Here is a 25,620-nt window from a genome sequence, read left to right as displayed (position 1 = left end):
GAGCACGCCGAAGGGGCGCCTTCCCACCGGGAGGGCGCCCCTTCGGCGTAGGCAGCCGGCAGGCGTCTCAGCCGGCCAGCAGCTTCTTGACGGCCGCGGCGACCCGGCCGCCCTCGGCCCGGCCCGCCACCTTCGGGTTGACGATCTTCATGACGGCGCCCATGGCCTTCGGGCCCTCGGCGCCGGAGCCCGCGGCCTCCGCCACCGCGGCCGCCACCAGGATCTCCAGCTCCTCGTCGGACAGCGGCTTGGGCAGGTAGCCGGCGAGGACCTCGCCCTCGGCCCGCTCGCGCTCGGCCGACTCACCGCGCCCGCCCTTGTCGAACGCCTCCGCGGCCTCGCGGCGCTTCTTCGCCTCCCGCGCGATGATCTTCTCGACCTCGGCGTCGGACAGCTCGCGCGCTGCCTTGCCCGCGACCTCCTCCTTGTTGATCGCGGTCAGCGTGAGGCGGAGGGTCGAGGAGCGCAGTTCGTCGCGCGCCTTGATCGCGACGGTGAGGTCATCCTGAAGCTTGGACTTGAGCGTGGTCATGCCGTCGAGTATGCCCGCCCCCACCGGCAGCCGTCGCACCTTTTCCCCGCACCGCGGCCCCCTGTCACCCCCATGAACAGCCGCGATGCCGCCGCTGCGGCCCGCAGCCGGGCCGCCGCCGGCGGCCCGGCACTCTGCGACGATGGAACCATGCGCGCGCGATACGGAGTTCCCCTGTCCCTGACCGCAGTCGGCGCGGCCGGCCTGGCCTACGCCGCCGGCTTCGAGGTCCGCTCGTTCCGCCTGCGGCGCGTCACCGTGCCCGTACTGCCCCGGGGCATGCGGCCGTTGCGCGTCCTGCAGGTCTCCGACATCCACATGGTCGGCGGCCAGCGCAAGAAGCAGCGCTGGCTGCAGTCGCTCGCCGGGCTGCGCCCCGACTTCGTGATCAACACCGGGGACAACCTCTCCGACCCCGAGGGCGTCCCCGAGACCCTCGACGCCCTCGGCCCGCTGATGGAGTTCCCCGGCGCCTACGTCTTCGGCTCCAACGACTACTACGGTCCCAAGCTGCGCAACCCGGCCCGCTATCTGATCGAGAAGGTCCAGGGCCGCCACGGCCTCAACGGCAACGCCCCCGCCGTCGGCGTCGTCCACAACCCGTGGGAGGAGCTGCGCGACGCGTTCGACGCGGTCGGCTGGGTCGGCCTGTCCAACACCCGCGGCCGCCTCAAGCTGGAGGGCGCCGAGATCGCCCTGACCGGCCTGGACGACCCGCACATCAAGCGCGACCGCTACGCCGAGGTCGCCGGCGGCCCCGAGTCCGGCGCCGACCTCTCCCTCGCCGTCGTCCACGCGCCGTACCTGCGCTCCCTGGACGCCTTCGCCGCCGACGGCTACCCGCTGATCCTCGCCGGGCACACCCACGGCGGCCAGCTCTGCATCCCCTTCTACGGGGCGCTGGTCACCAACTGCGACCTCGACACCAACCGCGTGAAGGGCCTGTCGACCCACACCGCCGACGGCCGGACGTCCTTCCTCCACGTCTCCGCGGGCTGCGGCACCAACCGCTACACCCCGGTCCGCTTCGCCTGCCCGCCCGAGGCCACCCTCCTCACCCTCACCGCCAAGGAGTGACCCTCCGCGGGGCGCCCGGCCGACCCCGGCCGAGGCGCCCCGCGCCGGTCCCCGGGAACCGGATTTCACCTCTGGGGATCAGTCCGCTAAAGTAGAGCTCGTTGCTTCGGGGTGTAGCGCAGCTTGGCAGCGCGCTTCGTTCGGGACGAAGAGGTCGTGGGTTCAAATCCCGCCACCCCGACTGAAGGAACAAAGATCAGGGCCCTGATCCGTGAAAGCGGATCAGGGCCCTGGTTCGTTGTGGCGCACCACACGGTCCGCTCCTCGCGCGGTCAGCGTTCTCCGGTCGAAATCCGGTACGTGATCTGAAACACACTTGGTGCGGGGAGCTTTTTTCTTCGGCTCCCGGAGGAACGGCGGAGGGGCCCGGCCCCGTCGTGCGACGGAGCCGGGCCCCTTGCTCTGCGGCCGGCGTTCGGGTCAGACCCGGTCCGCCGCGATCAGCACGTACTGGAACGAGCCGTCCTCGTAGGAGTTGATGAAGGCGTCCTCGATGCCGGTGACGAGGGAGGACGTGGCGCGCAGCTTCCAGTAGGGGAGGGTGGCGGGGGTGAGGTCGATGACGGCCTGGGGGACGAGGCGGTTGTCGGCCATGGCGCGGAGGTATTCGCGGCGGGAGTGGATGTTGCACTCGAAGTGCGCGTTGATCTGCGAGACCCACTTCGAGGGCTGGCCGTAGCGCGGGTTCCAGCAGCCGGTGATCGTGACGTAGCGGCCGCCGACGCCGAGGATGCGGGAGTGCTCGGCGAAGAGGTCGTGCAGGTCGACGTACATGCTCGACTCGTTGTTCCACGAGGCGGCGGCCCGGCCGGTCTCGAAGGGGGTGTCGAGCATGTTGCAGACGCGGGCGCGGATGTGGTCCTCGATGCCGAGTTCGCGGGCGCGGTTGTTGGCGAAGTCGGCCTGCTTGGCGGAGAGGGTGACGCCCTCGACGTGGCAGCCGAACCGCTGGTGCGCCATGACCATGGAGCCGCCGCGGCCGCAGCCGGCGTCCACGAGGGTGTCGCCGCTCTTGATCGCCCCGAGGTTCTCCAGGAGGACGTCGGCCTGCGCCGACTCCAGGCGGTGGAGCTCGGCGATCAGCTTCTTCTCGTATGCGCTGTCGGCGGGGTCGCCCAGCGAGTCGTGGTCGACGGCGCCGATGCCGTAGTGGTGGTGGTAAAGCCCGTCGACATCGCCGAGGCGCAGGTTCACGGGCCTGGCCTCCTGGTCCCAGTAGCGGGCGATGTCTCCCTGGTAGGGCGAGGCCGCGCCGGGAATGAACACAGAGGTGCCGGTGGTGAGCTCGGTGCTGGTCACAGAGAAATCCACTTCTTACCAGAAATCGGGCAGGCTGTATCGGTAGGTGTTGGTCCGGTGCCAGTAGTGGTTGCCGTCGACCCATACGGCGACCCCGCGCAGGAAGCGGAGCACGGTCGGGACGGGACAGGCGGCGGCCAGGGCGGCGGCTTCGGATTCGAAGGCGTGCATGAGGTCGTTGTGGACCTCCACCGCCTTCAGATAGGCGTCCCGGTCGGAGACGCCCTCGCGTTCGGCGATCACCACGGGCAGATTGAGGTGGCGGCCGGGGCTGTTGAGCTCCTTGGTGTACGAGTAGAGGTCGTTGACGATCGTGGTGGCGTTCCCGGCGAGTGCGATCACCCGCTGCATGGCGGGCAGCGCGTGCAGATCGGCCGGGAGTTCGTAGCCGCCGACGGTGTCGGTGATGGTCGGGCAGGGGCGGAAGTTGTTGAACTGACGCATCGCCAGGTACTCCCACACCTCCGGAACGTGGTCCTCCTGCGCCCAGGCGGCCTCGGCGAGGTAGCCGAGGTGCAGGCGGGCCATGTCGTGCCGGTACCGGTCGGCCTGGGAGGCGCTGGACTGGCGGACGAAGTACTCCATGGCGGAGCGGTAGGCGCGCCGGGGGGCGTCCGACTGGAGCGAGGCGAGCCACGCCGGTTCGTACTCGCTCGTGGTGTGCAGCGGGTCGAGGGCGGTGTGGGCGAGGAGGAGGCGGCTGCCGAGGCCGATGGGTGAGCCGCCGTGGTCCTCGCAGTAGCAGTCGTCGACGGCGTTCTCGGCGACCATCAACCGGGTGGCGATCATCAGGTGGTCGACGGTGGGTGCGTCGGGGTGGCAGGCGACCATGTAGCGGCCGACGGAGAACCCGTCGAACTGGTCCTCCCACTCCGGCGGATAGGCCTGGACCTCGTCGACCGCCCACCGCTTGATCCGGGCGCTGATCTCCTCGACGCGCGCCGGGTCGGGCTCCGGCACCGGGTGGTGGTAGAGGCCGGGGATCGCGGAGCCGGGGGCGGGCGGTCCCGATGTGGCGGGCTCCTCCGGTGCGGCCGGCTCCTCCTGGCGGCGCAGGCGCAGGCTCGCGGTGCCCAGGCCGCTGGGGCCGCGCAGGATCCTTTCGACGGCGGGCCGCTCCACCGCGGCGGCGCCCTCCCGCGCGGCGGCGCCGGGTGCGGCCGGGCGGGCGGTCCGGGCGAACGAGGGCGGGCCGGGCAGCGCGGGCCGGGCGCCCGCGGCGGGGCGGGTCCCGGCGCGGGCCGCAGCGGCGGAAAGGCCCGGCTGCAGAGAAGAAGGCCCGGGATCGGACATCCGTAGCTCCTTGGTGAGATGAGGTGGGCTGCCCCGGATCCCGGGCGTGCTCGCCCGCCCGGGAAGGTCCGGGCCGTCGCGGCCGGTGCGGCCGCCGTCCCGCCGGCCGCCCGCGGGACCGGGCGGCCCCAGGGCCTGTTCGAGCTCCCGTCGTCGCCCGAAGGGCGGCCTCGCGGCGTCTGGTGCGCGCCCTAGCTGCGCCGGTGGGCGATCTGCACGTTCTCCAGCACGCCGAGCGCGTCGGGCACCAGGATGGCGGCGGAGTAGTAGGTGGAGACCAGGTACGAGATGATCGCCTGCTCGTTGATGCCCATGAACCGCACGGACAGGCCCGGCTCGAACTCCTCGGGCAGGCCGGTCTGGTGCAGGCCGATGACGCCCTGGTTGTCCTCGCCGACGCGCATGGCGAGGATGGAGCTGGTGTTCTCCTTGGTGACGGGGATCTTGCTGCACGGCAGGATCGGGACGCCGCGCCAGGCCGGGACCTGCTGGCCGCCGAGGTCGACGTGGTCGGGGTAGAGGCCGCGGGCGTTGAACTCGCGTCCGATCGCGGCGATCGCCTTGGGGTGGGCGAAGAGGAACTTCGTGCCGCGGCGGCGGGAGAGCAGGTCGTCGAGGTCGTCCGGGGTGGGCAGACCGGAGTGGCTCTGGATGCGCTGCTTGAAGTCGGCGTTGTGCAGCAGACCGAACTCGCGGTTGTTGACCAGCTCGTGCTCCTGGCGCTCGCGCAGCGCCTCGATGGTCAGCCGCAGCTGTTCCTCGGTCTGGTTCATCGGGCCGTTGTAGAGGTCGGCGACCCGGGTGTGGACCCGCAGGACCGTCTGTGCGACGGAGAGTTCGTACTCGCGCGGGTGCATCTCGTAGTCGACGAAGGTGCCGGGGAGCTCGGGCTCGCCGGTGTGGCCCGCCGACATCGCGATCTCGGCCTCGCCGTGACGGTTCTGCCGCTGGTGGGGCAGGGCGCGGACCTTCTCGACGTGCTCCTGGAGCTTCGGCGCCGTGGCGAGCACCGATTCGAAGTCGGCGCGGGAGAGGGTCAGCAGGGTGCCGGCGGTCTCCGCGGTGGCCGTGGACTCCCAGACGGCTTCGCCGTCCATGAGGGCCTGCTCACCGAAGTGGCCGCCGTCGGCGACGATGTTGACGGAGACGTCGCTGCCGTACTTGCCCTCGGCGGTCTGGCTGATCCGGCCGTGGGCGACGAGGTGAATGCTTTCGGCGGGGGTGCCGCGCTCGGCCAGCACCTCACCGGCGCGGAAGTCGTGCTGGACGCAGCGGTTGGCGATGGCCTTCAGCACCTGCTCGTCGTCGAAGCCGCGCAGCAGGGCCAGTTCGCCCAGCTCACGGGGGATGACGCGGACGTCGGAGCCGTCCTGGACGAACTCGATGCGGCCGTCGCCGACGGTGTAGGTCAGCCGGCGGTTCACCCGGTAGGCGCCGCCCTTCGCCTCGACCCAGGGCAGCATCCGCAGCAGCCAGCGGGAGGTGATCTCCTGCATCTGGGGGGCGGACTTGGTCGTGGTGGCGAGATTGCGGGCAGCCGCGGTGCTCAGGCTGGACTGCTCGGAGGGGGCCGGCAGGGCCTCCTGGCCGGTCTCAACGGTCATCTGGCGAGCTCTCCTTCGCAGGGGGTGGCGGCGTGCGCGGGCCACCGAGGAAAGGTGGAAAGAGGATGGGGGGCGCGAGGAAATGCGGTAAGCGGACGGATTTCAGAATTCCGTCCGACTCCCGGGGACCAGTAAAGGGGCAGGACTCCCAGCTCACGCAAATAAGAACGCCGGTGTTACCTCGATGCGGTGACGTTCAGGGGTGTGAGGTTTAGCAAGCGGCCCGAATGTTTTCGGACTACCCGATACGGAGCAGGTCAGTCATACCGAAAAGCGCCCGGGAGAATCACTCTTCTGCTAACCGGCGGGAGATGACTTAACGCCTCGTCAGAAATTGCGCGAAGTTCGGACAAAGGCGAGCAAGGGGCGGCACAATCCGCCGCGACGGCCGCCCATCCGCTCCCGACGCCTCGCCGCCCCTCGTTTGACATCCTCCGACACATCGAGAAAAGTAGATGCGACGCGTTTGCGGTGAACGCGCCGACCGGAGCGGACGGAGCGGAGCCATGGATCCCCTGGCCATCTACAAGGCGCTGGCCAATCCGGCCCGGCTGCAGTTCCTGCAGTGGCTGAAGGATCCGGCCGCCCACTTCGACGAGGACGCGTACCGGCAGCAGGGCCTCGGGTTCCACATCGGGGTGTGCGTCGGCGACATCCGGTCCCGGTCGGGCCTCTCGCAGTCCGTGGTCTCCAGCTATCTGCAGACCCTGCGGGACGCGGGACTGCTGGAGTCCGAGCGGATCGGCAAGTGGACGTACTACCGGCGCAACGAGCGCACGATCGAAGCCTTCGCGGCACACGTCCGCGACGCGCTCTGAGCCGCTGCCGGATCCGGCGACGCCCGCCGAGGCGCCGCCGGGTCCCGGTGACCGTGCGGCCTGGCCCGACCCGGCCCAGCCCGATGCGCGGGCGCTGAAATCCGAGCCCTGACGGACCAGGGATCCGCCCGCCCGTATGTATCGAGAAATCTCGATACATAGATGCAATACATAGAGGCCCAGGAAAGGACACGGCGATGAGGAGAGAGGCGGTGGCGCTTCCGGCGCTCGCGCTGGGGGTGTTCAGCATCATCACCACGGAGATGGGATTCGTCGGCGTCCTACCGGAGGTGGCGGCCAGGCTGGGGGTGAGCGAGTCCACCGCGGGACTGCTCATGGGCTCGTTCGCGCTGGTCGTGGCGGTGTCCGGGCCCTTCATGACGCTGGCGTCGTCCGCGGTCGACCGGCGGGCCGTGCTGGCGGTCACCATGGGCGTCTTCGCCGCGTCGAACGCCGTCTACGCGCTCAGCACGGACTTCGGGCTGACGCTCGCCTTCCGGATCATCCCGGCGCTGCTGCATCCGGTCTTCTTCTCCGTCGCGCTGGCCACGGCGGTACGGCTCGGGGAGCGGCAGCCGGCGCGGGCCACGGCGCGGGTCTTCGCGGGCGTCACCGTCGGCTTCGCCTTCGGGGTGCCGCTGACGTCCTATCTGGCCGGACACTTCTCGCTGCCGGCCGCCTTCTGGTGCGGCGCCGCGGTCAATCTGCTCGGCCTGGCGGGCCTCGTACGGTTCCTGCCGGCGATGCCGGCGGGGGAACGGCTGTCGTACGGCGCCCAGTTGGGCGTGTTGCGGTGGGGGCGGACGTGGCTGACGCTCGCGTCCGTGGTGCTGGTCTTCGCGGCGCTGTTCTCCGTCTACGGCTACTTCGCGGCGTATCTCGCGACCGTCACCGGGATGCGGGGGTCCTGGATCAGCGCGATGCTGCTGGTGTTCGGCGTCGTGATGATCTTCGGGAACTTCGCCTTCGCCGCGCTGCTGCGCCGCGGGGTGCGCCGCACCGTGCTCGCCTTCCCCGTCCTGTGCCTGGCCGTGTTCGCGGCGCTGTTCGCCCTGGGGACGCACCTGCCGGCCGTGGTGGCGCTGGTCCCGCTCTGGGCGGTGGTGCACTCCGGGGGGCTGATCGTGTGCCAGAGCTGGCTGGGGCGCGATACCCGGCAGGCACCGGAGTTCGGCAACAGCCTCTTCGTCTCGTTCTCCAATCTGGGCATCACGGTGGGGACGACGGTCGGCGGCTGGTCCCTGGCGGCCCTCGGCCCGCGGGCGCTCCCCTGGACCGGTGGCGCGTTCGCGCTCGCGGCGCTGGTCGCCGTGGCGCTGCGGCTGGCGTGGGGCGAGCGGGCGGAAGCGGCGCCGGAGCACGGTCCGGGAGCCGCCTCGGCCGGTTCCGGGCCGGTGCCGGTTGGCGAGGTAATTCACTGACAGCGTGGTCCGCGGCGAGTACGTTCCTTGGCGACGCCGATGAGTTGACGGAAGGGTCCCTGTGTCACAGCACCAATGGAATGCCGTCGAAAGCTACTTGGCCCCGCTGCTCGCCCCGCACGACGACGCCCTCGATGCGGCGCTGCGGGCCAGCGACGCCGCCGGACTGCCCCAGATCGCCGTCTCCCCCACCGAGGGCAAGCTGCTGCACCTCCTCGCGCAGACCCAGGGCGCGCGCCGGATCCTGGAACTGGGCACCCTCGGCGGCTACAGCACCATCTGGCTGGGGCGCGCGCTCCCCGCGGACGGGCGGCTGATCTCCCTGGAGGCGGACACGGCACACGCCGAGGTGGCGCGCGCCAACCTCGACCGGGCGGGGCTGTCCGCGGTCGCCGAGGTGCGGGTGGGCCCGGCACTCGACTCGCTGGCAGCGCTGGCCGCCGACGGCGCCGAGCCGTTCGACCTGGTCTTCATCGACGCGGACAAGCCCAACAACCCGCACTACCTGGAGTGGGCGCTGCGGCTGACCCGCCCCGGATCCCTGATCATCTGCGACAACGTCGTCCGCGACGGAAAGATCGCCGACGCGGCCGGCGCCGAGCCCGCGATCCAGGGAACCCGGCGCTGCCTGGAGATGATGGCCGAGGACCCGAGGCTGTCGGCGACCGCGATCCAGACGGTCGGCAGCAAGGGGTACGACGGCTTCGCGCTGGCCCGGGTGGTCGCGTAGGGGCACTGCCGCAGGGGCGTCCCCGAGGGGCGCCCCTGCCCGGTCAGGCGGGCCGGGTGGCCTTGAGGGAGTACATGAGCGGGATACGGGGGCGGCCGGCGGGGAGGCGGTAGAAGCCGTCGTCGTCGCGTTCCAGTGCGTCGAAGCGCTGGAACAGCGTCATGTCGTGCTCATGGAGGAACTCGATCCGCAGCCCCGTCGCGGCGACCGCGCTGACGACGTCGCCGATCGGGTGCTGCCATTCGACGGCGCGGTTGTTGACCGTCGGGGCGCCGAAGTCCGTGTAGGTACCGGGGGTTTCCTCCACCCACGCCTCACGGCTGAAGTAGTCGTGCGTGACCTGGGAGGCCGTGGCCTCGTCCAGCGCGTCGCACAAGGGGTGGAACTCGGCGAGGTAGAGGAAGCCGCCGGGGGGCGACGAGGGAGGCGGCCGTCTCGGCCCACCGCTGCACGTCCGGCAGCCAGTTGAGGGCGCCGATGCCGGTGTAGACGATGTCGTAGGCGGAATCGGGCACCGCCGCCACCGCGTCGTACACATCGGCGGCCACGAACGAGGCGCGGTCGGCGCCGTATCCGAGGTCGGCGGCGGTCTCGCGGGCGGCCTCGACGGCCGGTTCGGAGAAGTCCAGGCCGACGACCTGGGAGGCGCCGCGGTGCAGCCACGAGAGGGTGTCCTGCCCGAAGTGGCACTGCAGGTGCAGCAGGGAGCGGCCGGTGACGTCGCCGACCTCCGCCGCCTCGAAGGGGCGGATCGCGTCCCGGCTGCGCCGGAACCCTTCGTGGTCGTAATACGCGCTCTCCAGGTGCAGCGGCACCCGCTCGTCCCACCTCGCGCGGTTGGCCTCAAGCCAGTCGTCAGGGCCCGTGTGCGGTCGCATTCCGCGAAGTTATCCACAGGCATGGGCGGTAGCCAACAGGATTTCTGCGTCCGGGCGCAGAATGGGGCCATGACTGACGAGACCACCGACCACGGCCCCGGCACCGCCCCGGACGGCCCGCAGAACACCCCGCTGCCGCACTCCCCCGCGGCCGCGGCCGACGGCTCCGGCATGCCGGAGTGGGAGCAGCGGTTCCGCGCCCCGCGGGTCTCCCTGCCGGACTGGGCGGAGGACGCCCCGGACCGCTCCCTGTTCGTCTCCAACGCGACCGGCACCTTCGAGCTGTACGCCTGGGACCGGAAGACCGGTCGGCAGCGGCAGGCCACGGACCGGCCGAACGGCACCACGGACGGCACGCTGTCACCGGACGGCGAGTGGATCTGGTGGTTCTCGGACACCGATGGTGACGAATTCGGGGTGTGGATGCGGCAGCCGTTCGGCGGCGGCGCGGACGAGCCGGCCACGCCCGGCCTCGCCCCCTCCTACCCCGCCGGGCTCGCCCTCGGCCGGGACGGCTCCGCCGTCGCCGGCCGCTCCACGGACGAGGAGGGCTCGACGATCCACGTCGTACGGCCCGGTGCGGAGCCGGTGGAGATCTACCGGCACCAGGAATCGGCCGGGGTCGGTGACTACTCCCACGACGGTTCGCTGATCGCGATCGAGCACACCGAGCACGGCGATGCGATGCACTCGGCGATCCGCGTCGTCCGCCCGGACGGTTCGACCGTCGCCGAGCTGGACGACACCAAGGGCGGCACCGAGGAGCTGGGGCTGTCCGTGATGGGCTTCGCGCCGGTCGCCGGCGACACCCGGCTGCTCGTCGGCCACCAGCGGCGCGGCCGGTGGGAGCCGATGGTCTGGGACCCGCTGACCGGCGTCGAGACCGCTCTCGACATCGATCTCCCCGGTGACGTGGGCGCCGACTGGTACCCGGACGGCTCGGCCCTGCTGATCGAGCACGAGTACCAGGCCCGCAGCGAGCTGTGGCGCTACGGCCTCGGCACGGACGGGCAGGCCGGTGGCGGACTGGAGCGGGTGGCCACCCCGGCGGGCACGGTGTCGGGCGCGACGGCGCGGCCCGACGGCGCCGTGGAGTTCCTGTGGTCGTCGGCCGCCCAGCCGCCGGAGGTCCGGTCGACGAGCGGCGCGGTCGTCCTCGACCCGCCCGGAGTGAAGGCCCCGGCCTCGGTCGCGGTGACGGATGCCTGGGTGGAGGGGCCGGGCGGCCGGATCCACGCCCTGGTCCAGCGGCCCGCGGGCGACGGCCCGTTCCCCACCGTCTTCGACATCCACGGCGGCCCCACCTGGCACGACAGCGACGCATTCGCCTCCGCGCCGGCCGCCTGGGTCGACCACGGCTTCGCGGTCGTCCGCGTCAACTACCGCGGCTCGACGGGCTACGGCCGCGCCTGGACGGACGCGCTCAAGCACCGTGTCGGGCTGATCGAGCTGGAGGACATCGCCGCGGTCCGCGAATGGGCCGTCGCCTCGGGCCTGGCCGACCCGGAGCGGCTGATCCTCTCCGGCGGCTCGTGGGGCGGCTACCTCACCCTGCTGGGCCTCGGCACCCAGCCGGACGCCTGGGCCCTGGGCCTGGCCGCCGTCCCGGTCGCGGACTACGTCACGGCGTACCACGACGAGATGGAGGCCCTCAAGGCGATGGACCGCACTCTCCTCGGCGGCACCCCGGAAGAGGTCCCGGAGCGCTTCGAGGCGTCCTCCCCGCTCACCTACGTGGACGCGGTGCGGGCCCCGGTCTACATCTCCGCTGGTGTCAACGACCCCCGCTGCCCCATCCAGCAGGTGGAGAACTACGTCGAGCGCCTGGAGCAGCGCGCCCACCCGCACGAGGTCTACCGCTACGACGCGGGCCACGGCTCCCTCGTCGTCGAGGAACGCATCAAGCAGGTCCGCCTGGAACTGGACTTCGCGCTGCGGTACCTGAAGGAGAACGCGCGGGAGGAGGGGGAGAGCTGAGGTTGAGGGGGTAGGGCGGGGCTGTCCTGGGCGGGGCAGTCCTGAGCGGGGCTGGGCTGTCCTGGGCGGGGCCGGTTGGTCCCGGGCGGGCCCGGTCGGTCCCGGTCAGGCGGTTGGGGCGGTCGGTCTCGGTCGGTCCTGGTCGGTCCCGGTCGGGTGGGCCGAGTCGGCGCGGGTCGGTCTCGGCCGGGTGGGCCGAGTCGGCGCAGGGCTGCCGGGCTGCCGGGCTGCCGGGCTGCCGGGCTGCCGGGCTGAGCTTGGGGGGGGGCGGGGCGGGAGGGGTGAGGAGGGTGGAGGGGGAGGGAGGGGGCGGGGGAGGCCCCCAGAGGAACCCCTACCCCACCGAAACCCCTTCCCGCTCCCCCTCCCCCACACCAACCCCGTCCCCGTCCCCGTCCCCGATCCCCAACGCCGCGTCCCGGGCCGTCTCCGCCTCGCGTCGGAAGAGGCGGAACCACATGAAGACGACGAAGCCGGCGAAGACGAACCATTCGAGGGTGTAGCCGAGGTTCTGGAACGCCTTGAGGTCGAGCCCGCTGCCCTCCGCCGCGGCCGGCGGTACGGCCTTCAAGGGCGCGGAGGTGTCGCCGAGCGTGATCCAGGCGTCGTAGACCGGGTACGGCACGATGTTGACCAGCGAGGCGGCGCTGATCATGCCGAGCTGCCCCTTGGGGAGGCCGCCGGCGGAGTGCACGCCGCTGGTGCCGATGTTCTCGGATGCCTGGAGGGCACCGGTGACGGTGACCTCACCGGCCGGCGGCGCGGGCACCTTCGCGGTGTCGGCGGGGTTGTCCGCGTCGCCGGGGAGCCAGCCGCGGACGACCGGGAGGGCCTTGCCGCCGTCGGTGCGCAGCGGCGTCAGGACGTAGAAGCCCGGGCGGCTGCTCGCCTTGCGGTCGAGGGTGCGGTCCGGGACGAGCAGTTGGCGCCGGACGTCGTACGTGCCGCGGGCGCGGGCCTGCCGGCCGGAGGTGACCTGGTCGACGGGGAGGAGGCTGCCGAGGGGCCGAGCGGCGGCCGTCTCGGCTGCCGCGGCCCGTTCCGCCTGCTGCTGATGCGAGTCGAAGCGGACCTCGAAGCGGCCGAGCTGCCAGCTGCCCATGAAGATGCAGAAGGGGATCGCCAGTACGGCGAAGACGTTGATTCCCCACCACCGCGGGGTCAGCAGGAACCGGTACACGCCTCAACGGTACGGGGCCCGTTCGGCGTTCCTGCACCGCCCCCTGGCAGGGCCCGCTCCCCCGGCGGGGCGCCCCGCACGAGGCGGCGGCGACCTGGCTATTTGCCGTTCAGCACGCCGGTCCGGTACACGGTTCCGGCGCAGGCGTCGGTGAGGGTGGTGTCGGCGGCGATCGGGTCGCCGGCCTCCGGGGTGTGGCTGAGGACGATGCCGCCGGGCGCGGCGCCACCGCCGCCCGAACCGCCGCCGCTCCCCCCGGCGGTGTCGCCGCCCTGGCCGCCGCCCGTGCCCTCGCCGTTGTCGTCGGCCGCCGGGGCGTCCGACGGGCTGGACGGGGAGGCCGACGGCGAGGGTCCGGATCCGTTGCAGCCGCCGGACGACGGGATCCAGGCGAACTTGATCTCGTATGCCTGGCCGGGCTTGAGCACGAGCTGGTCAGGGGCGGTGGCGGGGTCGGGCAGGCCGGTGGCCTCGTCGCCGCTGGTGTGGTCGACGACGTGGATGCGGGCGGTGTCGGCGGCGCCCTGTGCGACGACGTCCACGGTGCCGCCGCCGTCGACGGAGCAGGCGGTGGCGGAGGTGTTGACGACGCGGAAGGCGCCGTAGACGCGGCCCTCGGCGTCGGCGGGGGCGACGTTGCCGCTGCCCTTGCCGAGTTGGTCGCGTCCGCAGACGGGGGAGGTGACGTCCATCGTTTCGTACGGGTCCGGGCTGACCTCGCCGGAGCCGTCGCCGGGGTGGTGGGGCTTCTCCGAGGTGCCGTGGCCGTCGTCGTGGTGGCCGGTGCCGCCGGGGGCCGTGCCGCCGCCGGAGGTCTGGCGGCCGCGGGTGGCGGTGCCGCCGTCCGGGGCGCCGTCGGTGGCGCCGGTCTGCCGGTTTCCCGCGGCGTTGGCGGGCCGGTCGCCAGGGGCTTCGTCGAGGTGGGCGACCTGCACCATCGCCGGGATGGAGGTGCCGCCGAGCAGCAGCGCGGCGGCCGCGCCGACGACGGCGTGGCGGCGTCGCCGGCGCCGGGCGGGTACGGCGTGCCGGATCTGGTCGAGGGCGTCGGGCGCCGGTTCGAGGTCGCCGACGGAGGACTGCAGCAGCCGCCGCAGCGCGTCCTCGTCGCCGAATCCGCCGTCGCCGGGCTCCTCGCCCTGCCCGGGGACGCCGGGACCGGAGCCCGCGCCTCCGCCGTGGTGGCCCGCGCCGCCGGCGCCGGGGGCGCTCTCGCCGGGTGCGGCGTCTCGGGCTCCCTGGGCCCAGCCGGGACCGGCGTGGCCGCCGTCCCCGCCGCCGGATGTCACGAAATCTCCGGCACCGTCCGGGCCGCCATGATCGCCCGCCCCGGAGTGTGCACGGGCCGGGTCGACGGTGTTGCCGTTCATGCCGGTGCCTCCATCGCGACGCGGAGCGCCGCGATACCGCGCGAGCCGTACGCCTTCACCGAGCCGAGCGATATGCCCAGCGTCTCGGCGACCTGCGCCTCGGTCATGTCGGCGAAGTAGCGCAGCACCAGCACCTCGCGCTGGCGGCGCTGGAGTCCGCGCATCGCCCGGATCAGTTCATCGCGTTCCAGCAGGTCGTAGGCGCCTTCCTCGGCGCTGGCCATGTCCGGCATCGGCTTGGAGAGCAGCTTGAGGCCGATGATGCGGCGGCGCAGCGCGGAGCGGGAGAGGTTGACGACGGTCTGCCGCAGGTAGGCGAGGGTCTTCTCCGGTTCGCGAACGCGGTTGCGGGCGGAGTGGACGCGGATGAACGCCTCCTGGACGACGTCCTCGCAGGAGGCGGTGTCGTCGAGGAGCAGCGCGGCGAGGCCGAGCAGGGAGCGGTAGTGGGCGCGGTAGGTCTCGGTGAGGTGGTCGACGGTGGTGCCGGTGGCCGCCGTGTCGTCAGATTCGCCGAGTGCGTCGGCGTCACCGCGCGGGGCGGGGAGCTTGCCGGGCCGCGTGGTGGGCCAGGGCGCGATCACCGGCATGCCCCCGGCGCCACGGGCGTGGGGCGGACGCACCGCCGCGCCCGCTGCGCCCGCCGGGGCGATCGTGAATGCGAGAACCTCTGCCACGCCTGTTGGACACGCATCTCCCCGTCAGGGTTGTACGCGCACGCCACCGTCTCCGATGTCGCGTTGTATGCCCTCATTGCGCCCCAGCTCTTCCTTGGTGCCCCAATTGTCCCGACGCGTTCGCTCCGACCTCGGCCGTGCCGGGGCCGCCGCCGGCGCGCCGTGACCACCCAGGGAGCCGTACGCCCCAGGAGCCTCGCCCGCCCACGACGCCCCGCGGGGCAGGACCCAAGACGCTCCGCTCCCGATCGCCGGTTCCCGGACGGTTCCGATCCTCCCGACCGGGCACACCGAGACGCCCCTGACCAGGCACGGGACGCCGGATCCCCGGACGCAATCACAGAACCTTCACACGTTTCGCAAGTATGTCGCAGGGGGTCGGCACCGCGACACCCGAATCCCGGAACGCCTCGCCGCCGGGTCGGCGACGTCCGGAAACAGGCCGCTTCCGGCCACCTCGCCGGCCCCGGTCACCAGGGTCCGGTCCCGCCCACAAAAGCGGGCGGCCCGCCCCCGCGTCACGCGCGGGGAGCGGACCGCCCGGTCCGTGCCGGTGGGTCAGCGCCCGGTGCCGCCGTAGACCACGGCCTCGTCGCTGTCCGTGTCGAGGCCGAAGGCGGTGTGCACCGCGCGGACCGACTCGTTGACGTCGTCGGCGCGGGTGACCACCGAGATGCGGATCTCGGAGGTCGAGATCAGCTCGATGTTCACGCCGGCGTTCGACAGTGCCTCGAAGAACGTCGCGGTGACGCCCGGGTTGGTCTTCATGCCCGCGCCGACCAGGGAGATCTTGGCGATCTGGTCGTCGTAGCGCAGCGAGTCGAAGCCGACCGCCGCGCGGGTCTTCTCCAGGGCGGCGACGGCCTTGCGGCCCTCCGCCTTGGGCAGCGTGAAGGAGATGTCCGTCAGTCCGGTCGAGGCGGCCGAGACGTTCTGGACGACCATGTCGATGTTGACCTCGGAGTCCGCGATGGCGCGGAAGATGCGCGCGGCCTCGCCCGGCTTGTCCGGCACGCCGACGACCGTGACCTTCGCCTCGGAGGTGTCGTGTGCGACGCCCGAGATGATTGCCTGCTCCATCGGCTGGTCCCCTTGCGGTTCGTTGCTGACCCACGTGCCCTTGAGCCCCGAGAACGAGGAGCGGACGTGGATCGGGATGTTGTAACGGCGTGCGTACTCGACGCAGCGGTGCAGCAGCACCTTGGAGCCGGAGCTGGCCAGCTCCAGCATGTCCTCGAAGGAGATCCAGTCGATCTTCCGGGCCTTCTTGACGACCCGGGGGTCGGCGGTGAAGACGCCGTCGACGTCGGTGTAGATCTCGCAGACATCGGCGTTCAGCGCGGCGGCCAGCGCCACCGCCGTGGTGTCCGAACCACCGCGACCGAGCGTCGTGATGTCCTTCTTGTCCTGCGAGACGCCCTGGAATCCGGCGACGATGGCGATGTTGCCCTCGTCCACGGACGTCTGGATACGGCCGGGCGTGACATCGATGATCCGCGCCTTGTTGTGCACGGAGTCGGTGATCACACCGGCCTGGCTGCCGGTGAAGGACTGCGCTTCATGACCGAGGTTTTTGATCGCCATCGCCAGCAGCGCCATGGAGATTCGCTCTCCGGCGGTCAGCAGCATGTCGAACTCGCGCCCCGATGGAATCGGGGACACTTCCTGAGCGAGATCGATCAGCTCGTCCGTCGTGTCGCCCATCGCCGAAACCACCACGACAACCTGGTTGCCGTTCTTCTTGGCCTCGACGACTCGCTTGGCAACGCGCTTGATGCCCTCGGCATCCGCAACGGATGAGCCGCCGTACTTCTGCACGACAAGGCCCACGTGCGCTCCTCGCAACTGTCTCTTCGGGAGTTTCCTCCCGGACCCCCGGAAATGGGGGTACTGCGGTCGACTCAGTTTAACGAGCAGGCGGAAACCGCCTCGCCGATACCGCATGGTGAGACACAACGCTCAACCATCGATCATCTTCGTACGCCGATGATCACCGTGTCCCGCGGCGGCTCCGCGCGGCGCCCCGTCGCGCCCGCTCGGCCAGCACATGCCCGCTCCGGCCCGGAGCACACGGGAACGTAAGCCAGGTCACACACCGCCACCACCGCACCGCATACGGTTTCCGCCATCCCGGCGGCGCCCCGGAAATCCCTCGGGTACCGCCCCGCCCACCGGCCACGGCGCACCGCGCCTGGAGGCTCCGCCACCGCTTCGGCCCGGCCGTACGCGACGGCCCTGCGCGACGGCCGGACGCCGCGGCGTCACGCCCGGCGGATCCCCAGCGGCCCGGCGATCTCCGCCGCCATGACCTTGCCCGCCTCCTCGGCGAGCCGCTCCTCGTCGCCGCCGGCGTCGCTGTCGGTGTCCAGCCCGTCCAGCGCGTCCAGCGGCTGGTCCAGGCGGACGTGGGCGACCAGCGACTGCAGCGCGCGCAGCGCCGCCGACGCGGTCGGGCCCCAGTTGGTGAGGTAGGAGAACTGCCACCACCACAGCGCCTCGCTGACCCGGCCCGCCTTGTAGTGCGCGAGCCCGTGGCGCAGATCGGTGACGATGTCGGCGAGGTCGTCGGAGATCCGGCAGGCCACCGGCTCGCTGCGCGGTACGTACGGGTCGAAGACCTCGGAGTACACGTCGACCGGGTCGAGGAGGCGGGCGAACTGCTCGCGCAGCTCGTCGGCGTCCGGCTCCGGGCCGCTGTCCGGTTCGTAGCGCTCGTCCGGGACGATGTCCTCATGGGCGCCGAGGCGTCCGCCGGTGAGCAGCAGCTGGGAGATCTCCAGCAGCAGGAACGGCACCGCGCTGTCCGGTTCGTCGCCCTTGGCGACCTCGGTCACCGCGACGATGAAGCTCTCGATCGAGTCGGAGATCGATACGGCGAAGTCGTTGGGATTCTGCGTCGCGTTGTGCAGCGTGGCATCAGACATCGAGAAGTCTCCTCCCTTCGAAGGCCCGCCCGAGCGTGACCTCGTCGGCATACTCCAGATCGCCCCCGACCGGCAGTCCGCTGGCCAGTCGCGTCACCTTCAGCCCCATGGGCTTGATCATGCGCGCCAGATACGTGGCGGTGGCCTCGCCCTCCAGATTCGGGTCGGTGGCCAAGATCAGCTCGGTGACGGTGCCGTCGGCGAGCCTGGCCAGCAATTCCCGGATCCGCAGGTCGTCCGGGCCCACGCCCTCGATCGGGCTGATCGCCCCGCCGAGCACGTGGTACCGGCCGCGGAACTCCCGCGTCCGCTCGATCGCCACGACGTCCTTGGGCTCCTCGACGACGCAGATGACCGCCGGGTCGCGGCGCGGGTCCAGGCAGACCCGGCACTGCTCCTCCTGTGCGACGTTGCCGCACACGCTGCAGAACCGGACCTTCGCCTTGACCTCCATCAGCGCGTTCGCGAGCCGGCGGACATCGGTCGGCTCGGCCTGCAGGACATGGAAGGCGATCCGCTGCGCGCTCTTGGGACCGACGCCGGGCAGCCTGCCCAGCTCGTCGATCAGATCCTGAACCACGCCTTCGTACACGGAACGTCTTCTTTCTCTTCTGCCCTGCTCAGTACGCTAGTTGGCCACCGCCGGAATGGGGAGACCGCGGTCGGCCCCGGGCCTCAGAAGGGCAGGCCGGGGATTCCGCCGCCGCCCATGCCCTGCGCCAGCGGGCCGAGCTTTTGCTGCTGGAGCTGCTGAGCACTGGCGTTCGCGTCCCGGACGGCCGCGAGCACCAGGTCGGCGAGGGTCTCGGCGGTCTCCTCCGCGGAGTCGACATCGACCGCCTTCGGGTCGATGACCAGGCTCTTCAGCTCACCCGAGCCGGTCACCGTCGCCTTGACGAGGCCGCCGCCCGCCGATCCCTCGACGGGCGTCTCCGCCAGCTCCTGCTGGGCGGCCGCAAGATCCTGCTGCATCTTCTGGGCCTGCTGGAGCAGCTGCTGCATATTGGGCTGACCACCGGGGAACACGACGTGACTCCTGCCGTACGACAACGATTGGTGCGGTAGGCCCGAGCCTACGTGCTTCCCGGGACCCGCGCCTTACGCCGTACGGACGAGCCGCCACACATACGCCCGGCCCGGTCCGCTCCGCCATCCTGCCCCTCCGGGGTGAACGGAGCGGGGCCGTCCGGCCACCCGCTGCGGTACGGACGGAGGCCCGCCCGCCGGAGCCTGCGCGGGGCGGAGTACGTACGGAGTGAGGGTGTACGGGCGCGTGGGCTCGTAGCCGCACCTGCGGGCGCACGGCCCCTGGCATGGGCCCGCGCCGCCGGGTGACGCGGCGCGCGGGGCGGTCCGGTGGTGCCCCGGAGCCTCACGCGGGGCGCCCGCCCTCTCACTCGTTGTTGAACTCCTCCACCACCGTCGCGCCCAGCTCCCGCACGATGAGGTCGTGGCCGCTCAGGGCGGAGTCGACGAGATCGGGGTCGTCCTCCTCCGGCATGTCGTACTCGACGGACACCGGCGGCGGCTCGGGCGAGACCTCGGGCTCCGGGGTGCGGCCGCCCGGACCGCCGGACGACGGCGACGACACGGCCTCCCGCGCCATCCGGGCGCCCTGGCTGCCGCCGGAGGCACCGCCGCCGGTGGCCGGGCCGCCCTGCGCGGGCGCGGACGACGGCGGACCGGACTGTGCGGGGCCGCCGTAGCCACCGCCCTGACCTGCGCCGTAACCGCCGCCCTGGCCGCCGAAGCCGCCCCCGCCGCCGCGGGCGCCACCGGTCGGCGGGTTGGCACCGCCCGACGGGTCGACGATCGCCTCGACCCGCCACTGCACCTGGAACCGCTCGGCGAGCACGTCCTTGAGCACGTCCTCGCTGCCGCCGTTGGCGAAGCTGTCGCGCGCCCCGGCGTTGGGGAAGCCGATCTGGAGGGTGGTGCCGTCGAAGCCGGAGACCTGGGCGTTCTGGCTCAGCAGGATCCAGGTGAAACGCCGGCGGCCCTTGACCGCCTCCAGGATCTGCGGCCACATCTGCCGCACCTGAGCCGCGCCCTGCCCGCCCGCGGCCGGGGCCTGCGGTGCGGGCGCCTGCGGCGCGGCGGGCTGCTGCGGCGCCGCTGCGGGCGCCGGGGCGGACGGACGCGCGCCCTGCCCCGGAGCCGTGGCCGACGGCCAGCCCCCGGGCCGCCGCGCGGCCTCGCCCTGACCTGCGCCACCGCTCCCGGGCCAGGCACCGGGCCGCGCGGGAGCCGCCTCACCGCCCGCGGCGGGTGCCGTGACCCCCGCGTCCGGCGCACCGGCCGCCGGGCCGCCGCCCGTACCGCCGGGCCAGGCACCGGCCGGACGCGCCTGCTCCCCGGCCTGCTCGGCCGCGTGCGAACCGCTCCGCGGCGCCGCGCCCTCCGCCGGTGCGGCGGCCGGAGCCGCGGGCTGAGCCTGCACGGGCGGAGCCGCAGCGGGCTGATTCGCCGCAGGGGAGGCCGGGCCGCCGGTCGCCCCGCGCACCGCCGCCCGCGCAGCCGCCGGGCCCGCCGGACCGGCGGGCGGACCCACCGGGTGGGCCTCCGGCCCCGGCACGTATCCGACGGCAGGGCCGCCACCGCCGTCGACCACCGGCGCACCGCCACCCGCGAACCCGGCCCCGCCGCCCCCGGCGAGCCCGGCCGCACCGACGCCGCGCTCCAGCCGGTCCAGCCGGCTCTGCACGGACCGCTCGTCGTCGTACGCCGCGGGCAGCAGCACCCGGGCACAGATCAGCTCCAGCTGGAGGCGCGGCGAGGTGGCACCGCGCATCTCCGTCAGCCCGGTGTTGACCAGATCGGCGGCGCGGCTCAGCTCCGCGGCGCCGAACACGGACGCCTGCGCCGTCATCCGCTCCACGACGTCGGCGGGCGCGTCGATCAGCCCCTTCTCCCCCGCGTCGGGCACCGCGGCGAGAATGACCAGGTCACGCAGGCGTTCCAGCAGATCGGCGACGAACCGGCGCGGGTCGTTGCCGCCCTCGATGACCCTGTCGACGACCTCGAAGGCCGCGGCGCCGTCCCCGGCCGCGAACGCCTCGACGATCGCGTCCAGCAGCGATCCGTCGGTGTACCCCAGCAGCGCCGTCGCCATGGCATACGTCACACCGTCGTCTCCGGCGCCGGCCAGCAGCTGGTCCATGACGGACATCGAGTCACGCACCGAACCGGCGCCGGCGCGCACGACCAGCGGCAGCACCCCGTCCTCGACGGGCGCGGACTCCCGCTCGCACACCTCGGAGAGGTAGTCCCGCAGCGTCCCGGGCGGCACCAGGCGGAAGGGGTAGTGGTGCGTACGCGAGCGGATCGTCCCGATGACCTTCTCGGGCTCCGTCGTCGCGAAGATGAACTTCAGATGCTCCGGCGGCTCCTCGACCACCTTCAGCAGGGCGTTGAACCCCGCCGAGGTGACCATGTGCGCCTCGTCGATGATGTAGATCTTGTACCGGCTGGAGGCGGGCCCGAAGAATGCCTTTTCCCGCAGGTCACGAGCGTCGTCCACGCCACCGTGGGAGGCGGCGTCGATCTCGATCACATCGATCGAGCCCTTGCCGTTGCGCGCCAGGTCGACACAGGACTGGCAGGTGCCGCACGGCGTCGGAGTGGGACCTTCCTCACAGTTCAGGCAGCGCGCCAGGATGCGCGCACTGGTCGTCTTGCCGCAGCCGCGCGGGCCGCTGAACAGATACGCGTGGTTGACGCGGTTGTTCCGCAGGGCCTGCTGCAGCGGATCGGTCACGTGCTCTTGCCCGATGACCTCGGCGAAGGTCTCGGGTCGGTAGCGGCGGTACAGCGCGAGGGACGACACGCATACGACGATATCGGCCCCCACTGACAACCGAGCCGCCCGCAAACGCAAACGCCCCTCACGCACCCGCCAGAGCCGACCTACCCTTGCTGCCTTCCGGCCCTGGGGGAGTTCAGTCAGATAGCGCCACGTGAGGGGCTGCGCACCACAGTAGCCGATCCCCCGCCCCGAACACGACCCGCCCCCACCTGCGACTCCCGCACACCTCCCCCGGATCCCCGCCTTCCGGATCATGGTCGCGAGCACCCCTCAACGTCTTGTATTGTTTGCGGCGGAGGATTCGCCTAGTGGCCTAGGGCGCACGCTTGGAAAGCGTGTTGGGGGCAACCCCTCACGAGTTCGAATCTCGTATCCTCCGCCAGTGCCTCACCGGGCACGTTGTTGAAGGGCCCCACCGCTTGCGGTGGGGCCCTTCAACTTGTTCGTGGGGCGGTCCGGCCGCTGTCCGGAGTTCCGGTCGGCGGGGAGGTGCGGGGAGCGTTCCGGAGGGCGAGGCGGGCGCCGGGGAGCATGCCGCCCCTGCCCGTCAGCGGTTGTTGCGCCCCGGGTCGTCCTTCAGCAGGCCCGACAGCAGGTAGGTGACGACCTCGGATGCCTCGCGGCCGGCTTTTTCGTGGTCGTCGGCGAGGGACAGGGAGGTGGCCGCCTCGCAGAGGGTTCCGAGCAGAGGGTTCCGAAGATGACCGAGCCGGCCATTTCGCGCGAGACGTCCTGTAGTTCACCTCGGCTTCGCAGGTCCTCCAGGAGGCCGAGGACCAACGGGTGTGCCAGTTCTCCGTAGTTTTCCCGGCAGCGGTGGACGCCGAGCACGCCGGCGGACTGGCGGAACAGTGAGCGCTTGCGCGCGTCGGTGACGTAGCTGCTCAGGAAGCTCTCCACCGCAGTCACGGCGGTCTCCAACGGGGGTCGCTCCGCGCCGCCCGTATCGGCCACGGCGGCTTCCTGGACGTGGTCCAGGACCTCGCCCTGAACGACCCGGAAGACCTCGTCGAAGATCGCCTTCTTGTCGGGGAAGTGGTGGTAGACGGCCCCCTTGCTGACCCGCGCCGCGGTGGCGATGTCGTCGATGGACGTGGCGGCGAAGCCCTTCTCGGCGAAGAGCTCGGCGGCGGCGTCGAGCAGCGCCGCACGCGTCAGCGCGGCGTGTTCGGCGCGGCGGGACTTGACTCTCATATGGCCTCGCCCTGCGGCGCGGGACGGCGCGGCGCGGGCGTGCCTGGGGCGGCCTGCTTCTCGGGCTCGCCGACGTCGTCGTCCTGGCGGTATTGGTCACCGCGGACGGGACGGTCTCATGGGATCTGTGACGGGCGGCGGCACCACAGCAGAGCGCCGCCCCCCAACACCACCGGCCACAGCAGATACGCCCCCGTCAGGGCGAGCAGTACGCAGATGAGGAGGAGGGAGGTGAGGGCGGCGGCTGTGCCCCAGGGGGTGTGGGGTCGGAGGAGGCGGGCGCCGGCGGCTGAGCCTACGGCGTAGACGGCGCCGAGGCAGGCGGTGGTGCTCAGGACCAGGGGCTGTACCGGCGTATGGGTGATGGTGGCGGCGGTGAAGACGGTGGCCGCGATCGCTGCGACCACCGTCAGGCTGCGGCGGGGGACGCCGCCCGGTTCGGCGCCGGATCCCAGGGCAGGGGGCAGGGCTCCGTCGCGGGCGAGGGCGGCGCCGAGTTTGGCGGTGCCGGCGATGTAGGCGTTCATGGTGCCGAGGGTGGTGAGGACCGCGATCACCCCGGCGAGGAGCGGGCCCGCGGGGCCGAAGCCCAGTTCCAGCAGGGCGGCGAGGGAGGTCGCCGAGGTGCCGGCGGCGCCGAGGGCCAGCACCGTGACGGTGGCCAGGGCGAGGTAGAGGACGCCGATGGTGAGCAGTGCGGCGGCGGTCGCCCGTTTGATGTCGCGGCGCGGGCGGGCGAACTCCGCGGACAGATGCGTCACCGTCTCCCAGCCCGTGAACGACCAGACGAGGAGCGCCGCGGCGGGGCCGATCGCCGACCAGCCGTGCGGGGCGAAGGGCCGCAGGCGGGCCGGGTCGGCGTGCGGCAGCGCCACCAGGATGCCGAGGACGAGGAGCAGGGCCAGGGAGCCGGAGAGGAGGAGTTGGACGCGTCCGGAGACCCGTACGCCGAAGGCGTTGGCCAGGAAGCCGGCGGCGAGCAGCGCCGCCGCGTAGCCGGTGGTCGCCACGGGGCCGCCGCCGGTGCTGCGTTCCAGGTAGGACGCGCCGAAGAGGGCCAGTGCCGGGATGCCGACCGGGGCGCCGAGGTAGAACCACCAGCCGACGACGGTGGCGGCGCGGTCGCCGAACGCCCGCCGCACATAGGTCGACACTCCGCCCGGGTCGGGTTGGCGGGCGGCGAGCGCCGCGAAGGTCGCGGCGAGCGGCACCGACATCACCACGAGCGCCGCCCAGGCGATCAGTGACGCGGGGCCGGCGGTCTGCGCGGTCAGTCCGGGGAGGGCGAGGACGCCGGTGCCGAGCACCGCGCCGACGTAGAGGGCCGTGCCCTGCGCGAGGGTGAGCCGCCCGGTGGTGGCCGGGCCCCGGGCCGGGGCCGCGGGGTGCGGGGGGCGGCCGGGGGGTGCGGGGCGGTTCCGGGGTGGGGTGGCGGGCGCCATTTCGTCCTCCTTCGCATCGGCTTCACGCTAGGGCGCGCGCCTGCCGTTCCCACAGGGGAAGTTGAAGGAGTTCGACGGCCTTGACTTGGGAATTCTCCGTATTCTTGGCGAATGGCTGATGAGGTGAAAGCGGCGCTCGACGCGACCGATTGGCGCATCCTGGAGGAGCTGCAGGCCAATGCCCGCATCACCTTCAGTGAGCTGGGACGACGGGTCTCCTTGACGCCGCCGGCGGTCACCGAACGGGTCCGGCGGCTGGAGCAGTCCGGGGTCATCGAGGGGTATCGGACGCGGGTCAATCTGTCCGCGCTGGGACTGCCGATCCTGGCTATCGTCAACATCGTGTTTCCGGGCAGCAATTACCAGGAATACCTCCGCGTTCTCCGCGACTGCCCGGAGATCGTGGAGTGCCACCATGTGACCGGGAGCGACTGCTTCGTCGCCAAGGTGGCGGCCCGTTCGATGGGCCATCTCGAAGAGGTCACCGCGCGCATCACGAAGATCGGCTCCCTGGCGACGACGATCGTGTACTCGACGAACGTGAGCGACCGGGTGATCACCCGGGAGATGGCCGAGCCCGGCTCCCGCGCCCGGCCCGTCACGGGGGAGGTCAACGGGAGCGGGAGCAGAAGCCGGGGCCGGTCCGGGGGTGCGGTCCAAGGGGTGTCCCGTAGGGGAGCCGGTTCGGTCACTCGTGGGCGCTGATCTCGCCGCCGGCGGTGAGGACGATGGAGACACCGTTGGCGTCGACGCCGTCGGCGTTCTCGTTGGCCTCCAGCGTGGCGTCCACCGAGCCCTCGTGGCCGATGATCTCGGCGCGGAAGTGGAGTTCGCCGACCTTGGTGACCTTGGCCTGCCAGCCGCCGGCGAGGGTGAAGGTGCCCGGCCCGCGCTGGGCGCCGCCCATCCAGGAGTGGACCTCGCCGCCCATCGTGAGCAGGACGTACATGCCGTTGAGGTCGGCCGCGGCGTCGGAGTCCTTCGTCTCCAGCGTGGCCAGGATCTCGTCGTCGTGGACGATCCGGGCGAGGTAGTTCTGGTTGCCGAGGTCGTAGATCTCGGCCGTGCTGCCGTCCTCCAGGGTCACGGTGCGGTCCGGGGTGCCCGCCTCGCCCGTGGCGTCGGACGCGCCGGCCGACTTCGCGCCCTCGGCGGCGGACTTGGCCTCCGCGGCGTTGCCGGCCTTGGCGCCGGAGCCCGTGCCGGACTCGGCGGTGGCCGCGTGACCTGCGGGCTTCGTGCCGGCGGCGTCCGCGCCCGAGCAGGCGGTCAGGGTGAGGCCGGCGGCCACGGTCAGGGCGGCGAGGGCGACGCGCAGGGTGCGGCGGCGCGGGGTGCGGGTGGCGGTGCTGGCGTTCATGGCGGGTCCCCTGGGACGGTCGGTGGCGTGCTCTCCTCG

General features: G+C 72.3%; 20 protein-coding genes, 2 tRNA genes, 1 other RNA gene and 2 pseudogenes. 8 read left to right on the top strand and 17 right to left on the bottom strand.

Annotated elements, in window-relative coordinates:
• Positions 1-67: 67 nt before the first annotated feature.
• Entirely contained in the window at positions 68-532 is a 465-nt protein-coding gene (locus ABT345_RS13675) for a GatB/YqeY domain-containing protein (RefSeq protein WP_345077784.1), read from the bottom strand.
• A 150-nt stretch (positions 533-682) separates the two neighbouring features.
• Between ABT345_RS13675 and ABT345_RS13670 the strand changes: the two genes are divergently transcribed.
• Both ABT345_RS13670 and ABT345_RS13665 read left to right on the top strand, forming a co-directional pair.
• Positions 683-1,609 carry a metallophosphoesterase gene (locus ABT345_RS13670; RefSeq protein ID WP_345077786.1) on the top strand — a complete coding sequence of 309 codons (927 nt, stop codon included), beginning with the start codon at positions 683-685 and terminating at the stop codon, positions 1,607-1,609.
• Positions 1,610-1,716: 107 nt separating this feature from the next.
• A tRNA-Pro gene (locus tag ABT345_RS13665) sits at positions 1,717-1,790 on the top strand.
• A 239-nt stretch (positions 1,791-2,029) separates the two neighbouring features.
• Here ABT345_RS13665 and ABT345_RS13660 read toward each other — a convergent pair.
• From ABT345_RS13660 to ABT345_RS13650, 3 genes are all read right to left on the bottom strand, one after another.
• Entirely contained in the window at positions 2,030-2,908 is an 879-nt protein-coding gene (locus ABT345_RS13660; protein WP_345077788.1) for a geranyl diphosphate 2-C-methyltransferase, read from the bottom strand.
• 15 nt (positions 2,909-2,923) lie between these two features.
• Positions 2,924-4,201 carry a family 2 encapsulin nanocompartment cargo protein terpene cyclase gene (locus tag ABT345_RS13655; RefSeq protein WP_386460562.1) on the bottom strand — a complete coding sequence of 426 codons (1,278 nt, stop codon included), beginning with the start codon at positions 4,199-4,201 and terminating at the stop codon, positions 2,924-2,926.
• A 191-nt stretch (positions 4,202-4,392) separates the two neighbouring features.
• Entirely contained in the window at positions 4,393-5,805 is a 1,413-nt protein-coding gene (locus ABT345_RS13650; RefSeq protein WP_345077791.1) for a family 2B encapsulin nanocompartment shell protein, read from the bottom strand.
• Between the two features lie 506 nt (positions 5,806-6,311).
• On the opposite strand from ABT345_RS13650, the gene ABT345_RS13645 reads away from it, so the two are divergent.
• From ABT345_RS13645 to ABT345_RS13635, 3 genes are all read left to right on the top strand, one after another.
• Positions 6,312-6,623 (top strand): ArsR/SmtB family transcription factor, encoded by a 312-nt coding sequence (locus ABT345_RS13645; RefSeq protein ID WP_345077794.1) that lies wholly within the window; start codon positions 6,312-6,314, stop codon positions 6,621-6,623.
• Positions 6,624-6,820: 197 nt separating this feature from the next.
• Positions 6,821-8,044, top strand: coding sequence for an MFS transporter (locus ABT345_RS13640; protein WP_345077797.1), 1,224 nt, complete (start codon positions 6,821-6,823; stop codon positions 8,042-8,044).
• A 61-nt stretch (positions 8,045-8,105) separates the two neighbouring features.
• Positions 8,106-8,774, top strand: a complete 669-nt coding sequence (locus tag ABT345_RS13635) for an O-methyltransferase (protein ID WP_345077800.1) — start codon at positions 8,106-8,108, stop codon at positions 8,772-8,774.
• A 43-nt stretch (positions 8,775-8,817) separates the two neighbouring features.
• On the opposite strand, the pseudogene ABT345_RS13630 reads toward ABT345_RS13635, so the two are convergent.
• A pseudogene (locus tag ABT345_RS13630) lies at positions 8,818-9,652 on the bottom strand (class I SAM-dependent methyltransferase).
• 171 nt (positions 9,653-9,823) lie between these two features.
• Between ABT345_RS13630 and ABT345_RS13625 the strand changes: the two are divergent.
• Complete coding sequence (locus tag ABT345_RS13625; protein ID WP_345078552.1) at positions 9,824-11,629, top strand: S9 family peptidase; 1,806 nt, start codon at positions 9,824-9,826, stop codon at positions 11,627-11,629.
• Between the two features lie 334 nt (positions 11,630-11,963).
• On the opposite strand, the gene ABT345_RS13620 is transcribed toward ABT345_RS13625, so the two are convergent.
• The 9 genes from ABT345_RS13620 to ffs all read right to left on the bottom strand — a co-directional run bounded on the left by ABT345_RS13620 (position 11,964) and on the right by ffs (position 21,749).
• A complete protein-coding gene (locus tag ABT345_RS13620; protein ID WP_345077802.1) occupies positions 11,964-12,809 on the bottom strand; it encodes an SURF1 family protein in 846 nt (281 codons plus the stop codon).
• 98 nt (positions 12,810-12,907) lie between these two features.
• Positions 12,908-14,179: a hypothetical protein gene (locus ABT345_RS13615; RefSeq protein WP_345077805.1), complete on the bottom strand. Its 1,272-nt coding sequence runs from the start codon at positions 14,177-14,179 to the stop codon at positions 12,908-12,910.
• Positions 14,176-14,856, bottom strand: coding sequence for a SigE family RNA polymerase sigma factor (locus ABT345_RS13610; RefSeq protein WP_386460570.1), 681 nt, complete (start codon positions 14,854-14,856; stop codon positions 14,176-14,178). Before ABT345_RS13610 ends, ABT345_RS13615 begins: the two co-directional genes overlap by 4 nt.
• 558 nt (positions 14,857-15,414) lie before the next feature.
• A complete protein-coding gene (locus tag ABT345_RS13605; protein WP_345077808.1) occupies positions 15,415-16,686 on the bottom strand; it encodes an aspartate kinase in 1,272 nt (423 codons plus the stop codon).
• A 431-nt stretch (positions 16,687-17,117) separates the two neighbouring features.
• Entirely contained in the window at positions 17,118-17,780 is a 663-nt protein-coding gene (locus tag ABT345_RS13600) for a DUF5063 domain-containing protein (RefSeq protein ID WP_345077811.1), read from the bottom strand.
• Positions 17,773-18,372, bottom strand: coding sequence for a recombination mediator RecR (gene recR, locus ABT345_RS13595; protein ID WP_030285547.1), 600 nt, complete (start codon positions 18,370-18,372; stop codon positions 17,773-17,775). Before recR ends, ABT345_RS13600 begins: the two co-directional genes overlap by 8 nt.
• 83 nt (positions 18,373-18,455) lie before the next feature.
• Positions 18,456-18,782 (bottom strand): YbaB/EbfC family nucleoid-associated protein, encoded by a 327-nt coding sequence (locus tag ABT345_RS13590; RefSeq protein WP_345078558.1) that lies wholly within the window; start codon positions 18,780-18,782, stop codon positions 18,456-18,458.
• A gap of 391 nt (positions 18,783-19,173) precedes the next feature.
• Positions 19,174-21,606 carry a DNA polymerase III subunit gamma and tau gene (locus ABT345_RS13585; RefSeq protein ID WP_345077818.1) on the bottom strand — a complete coding sequence of 811 codons (2,433 nt, stop codon included), beginning with the start codon at positions 21,604-21,606 and terminating at the stop codon, positions 19,174-19,176.
• 44 nt (positions 21,607-21,650) lie between these two features.
• Positions 21,651-21,749, bottom strand: an RNA gene (gene ffs / locus ABT345_RS13580) — signal recognition particle sRNA small type.
• Positions 21,750-21,879: 130 nt separating this feature from the next.
• Here ffs and ABT345_RS13575 point away from each other — a divergent pair.
• A tRNA-Ser gene (locus ABT345_RS13575) sits at positions 21,880-21,967 on the top strand.
• A 194-nt stretch (positions 21,968-22,161) separates the two neighbouring features.
• On the opposite strand, the gene ABT345_RS13570 is transcribed toward ABT345_RS13575, so the two are convergent.
• The gene (locus ABT345_RS13570; RefSeq protein ID WP_345077821.1) at positions 22,162-22,779 is read right to left on the bottom strand and encodes a TetR/AcrR family transcriptional regulator; all 618 of its coding nucleotides are present in this window, start codon (positions 22,777-22,779) and stop codon (positions 22,162-22,164) included.
• Between the two features lie 116 nt (positions 22,780-22,895).
• Positions 22,896-24,221: an APC family permease gene (locus ABT345_RS13565; RefSeq protein WP_345077824.1), complete on the bottom strand. Its 1,326-nt coding sequence runs from the start codon at positions 24,219-24,221 to the stop codon at positions 22,896-22,898.
• Between the two features lie 111 nt (positions 24,222-24,332).
• On the opposite strand from ABT345_RS13565, the pseudogene ABT345_RS13560 reads away from it, so the two are divergent.
• Positions 24,333-24,785, top strand: a pseudogene (locus tag ABT345_RS13560) (Lrp/AsnC family transcriptional regulator); the annotation flags it as partial.
• Between the two features lie 124 nt (positions 24,786-24,909).
• On the opposite strand, the gene ABT345_RS13555 reads toward ABT345_RS13560, so the two are convergent.
• The gene (locus ABT345_RS13555) at positions 24,910-25,581 is read right to left on the bottom strand and encodes a hypothetical protein (protein ID WP_345077827.1); all 672 of its coding nucleotides are present in this window, start codon (positions 25,579-25,581) and stop codon (positions 24,910-24,912) included.
• Between the last annotated feature and the right edge of the window lie 39 nt (positions 25,582-25,620).

Source organism: Streptomyces sp. NPDC000404 (genome assembly GCF_040300365.1).
Classification (GTDB): Bacteria; Actinomycetota; Actinomycetes; order Streptomycetales; family Streptomycetaceae; genus Streptomyces; species Streptomyces ramulosus.
The sequence above is the reverse complement of the archived record's forward strand: the minus strand, read 5'-3'. Positions and strand labels throughout refer to the sequence as shown.

What these genes read in the sequence shown, in the direction of transcription:
- ABT345_RS13625 (WP_345078552.1), top strand. Translation starts at nt 9,824, where the DNA reads ATGCCGGAGTGGGAGCAGCGGTTCCGCGCCCCGCGGGTCTCCCTGCCG.
- ABT345_RS13645 (WP_345077794.1), top strand. Translation starts at nt 6,312, where the DNA reads ATGGATCCCCTGGCCATCTACAAGGCGCTGGCCAATCCGGCCCGGCTG.
- ABT345_RS13640 (WP_345077797.1), top strand. Translation starts at nt 6,821, where the DNA reads ATGAGGAGAGAGGCGGTGGCGCTTCCGGCGCTCGCGCTGGGGGTGTTC.
- ABT345_RS13675 (WP_345077784.1), bottom strand. Translation starts at nt 532, where the DNA reads ATGACCACGCTCAAGTCCAAGCTTCAGGATGACCTCACCGTCGCGATC.
- ABT345_RS13670 (WP_345077786.1), top strand. Translation starts at nt 683, where the DNA reads ATGCGCGCGCGATACGGAGTTCCCCTGTCCCTGACCGCAGTCGGCGCG.
- ABT345_RS13565 (WP_345077824.1), bottom strand. Translation starts at nt 24,221, where the DNA reads ATGGCGCCCGCCACCCCACCCCGGAACCGCCCCGCACCCCCCGGCCGC.
- ABT345_RS13590 (WP_345078558.1), bottom strand. Translation starts at nt 18,782, where the DNA reads ATGCAGCAGCTGCTCCAGCAGGCCCAGAAGATGCAGCAGGATCTTGCG.
- ABT345_RS13650 (WP_345077791.1), bottom strand. Translation starts at nt 5,805, where the DNA reads ATGACCGTTGAGACCGGCCAGGAGGCCCTGCCGGCCCCCTCCGAGCAG.
- ABT345_RS13615 (WP_345077805.1), bottom strand. Translation starts at nt 14,179, where the DNA reads ATGAACGGCAACACCGTCGACCCGGCCCGTGCACACTCCGGGGCGGGC.
- ABT345_RS13655 (WP_386460562.1), bottom strand. Translation starts at nt 4,201, where the DNA reads ATGTCCGATCCCGGGCCTTCTTCTCTGCAGCCGGGCCTTTCCGCCGCT.
- ABT345_RS13555 (WP_345077827.1), bottom strand. Translation starts at nt 25,581, where the DNA reads ATGAACGCCAGCACCGCCACCCGCACCCCGCGCCGCCGCACCCTGCGC.
- ABT345_RS13600 (WP_345077811.1), bottom strand. Translation starts at nt 17,780, where the DNA reads ATGTCTGATGCCACGCTGCACAACGCGACGCAGAATCCCAACGACTTC.
- ABT345_RS13570 (WP_345077821.1), bottom strand. Translation starts at nt 22,779, where the DNA reads ATGAGAGTCAAGTCCCGCCGCGCCGAACACGCCGCGCTGACGCGTGCG.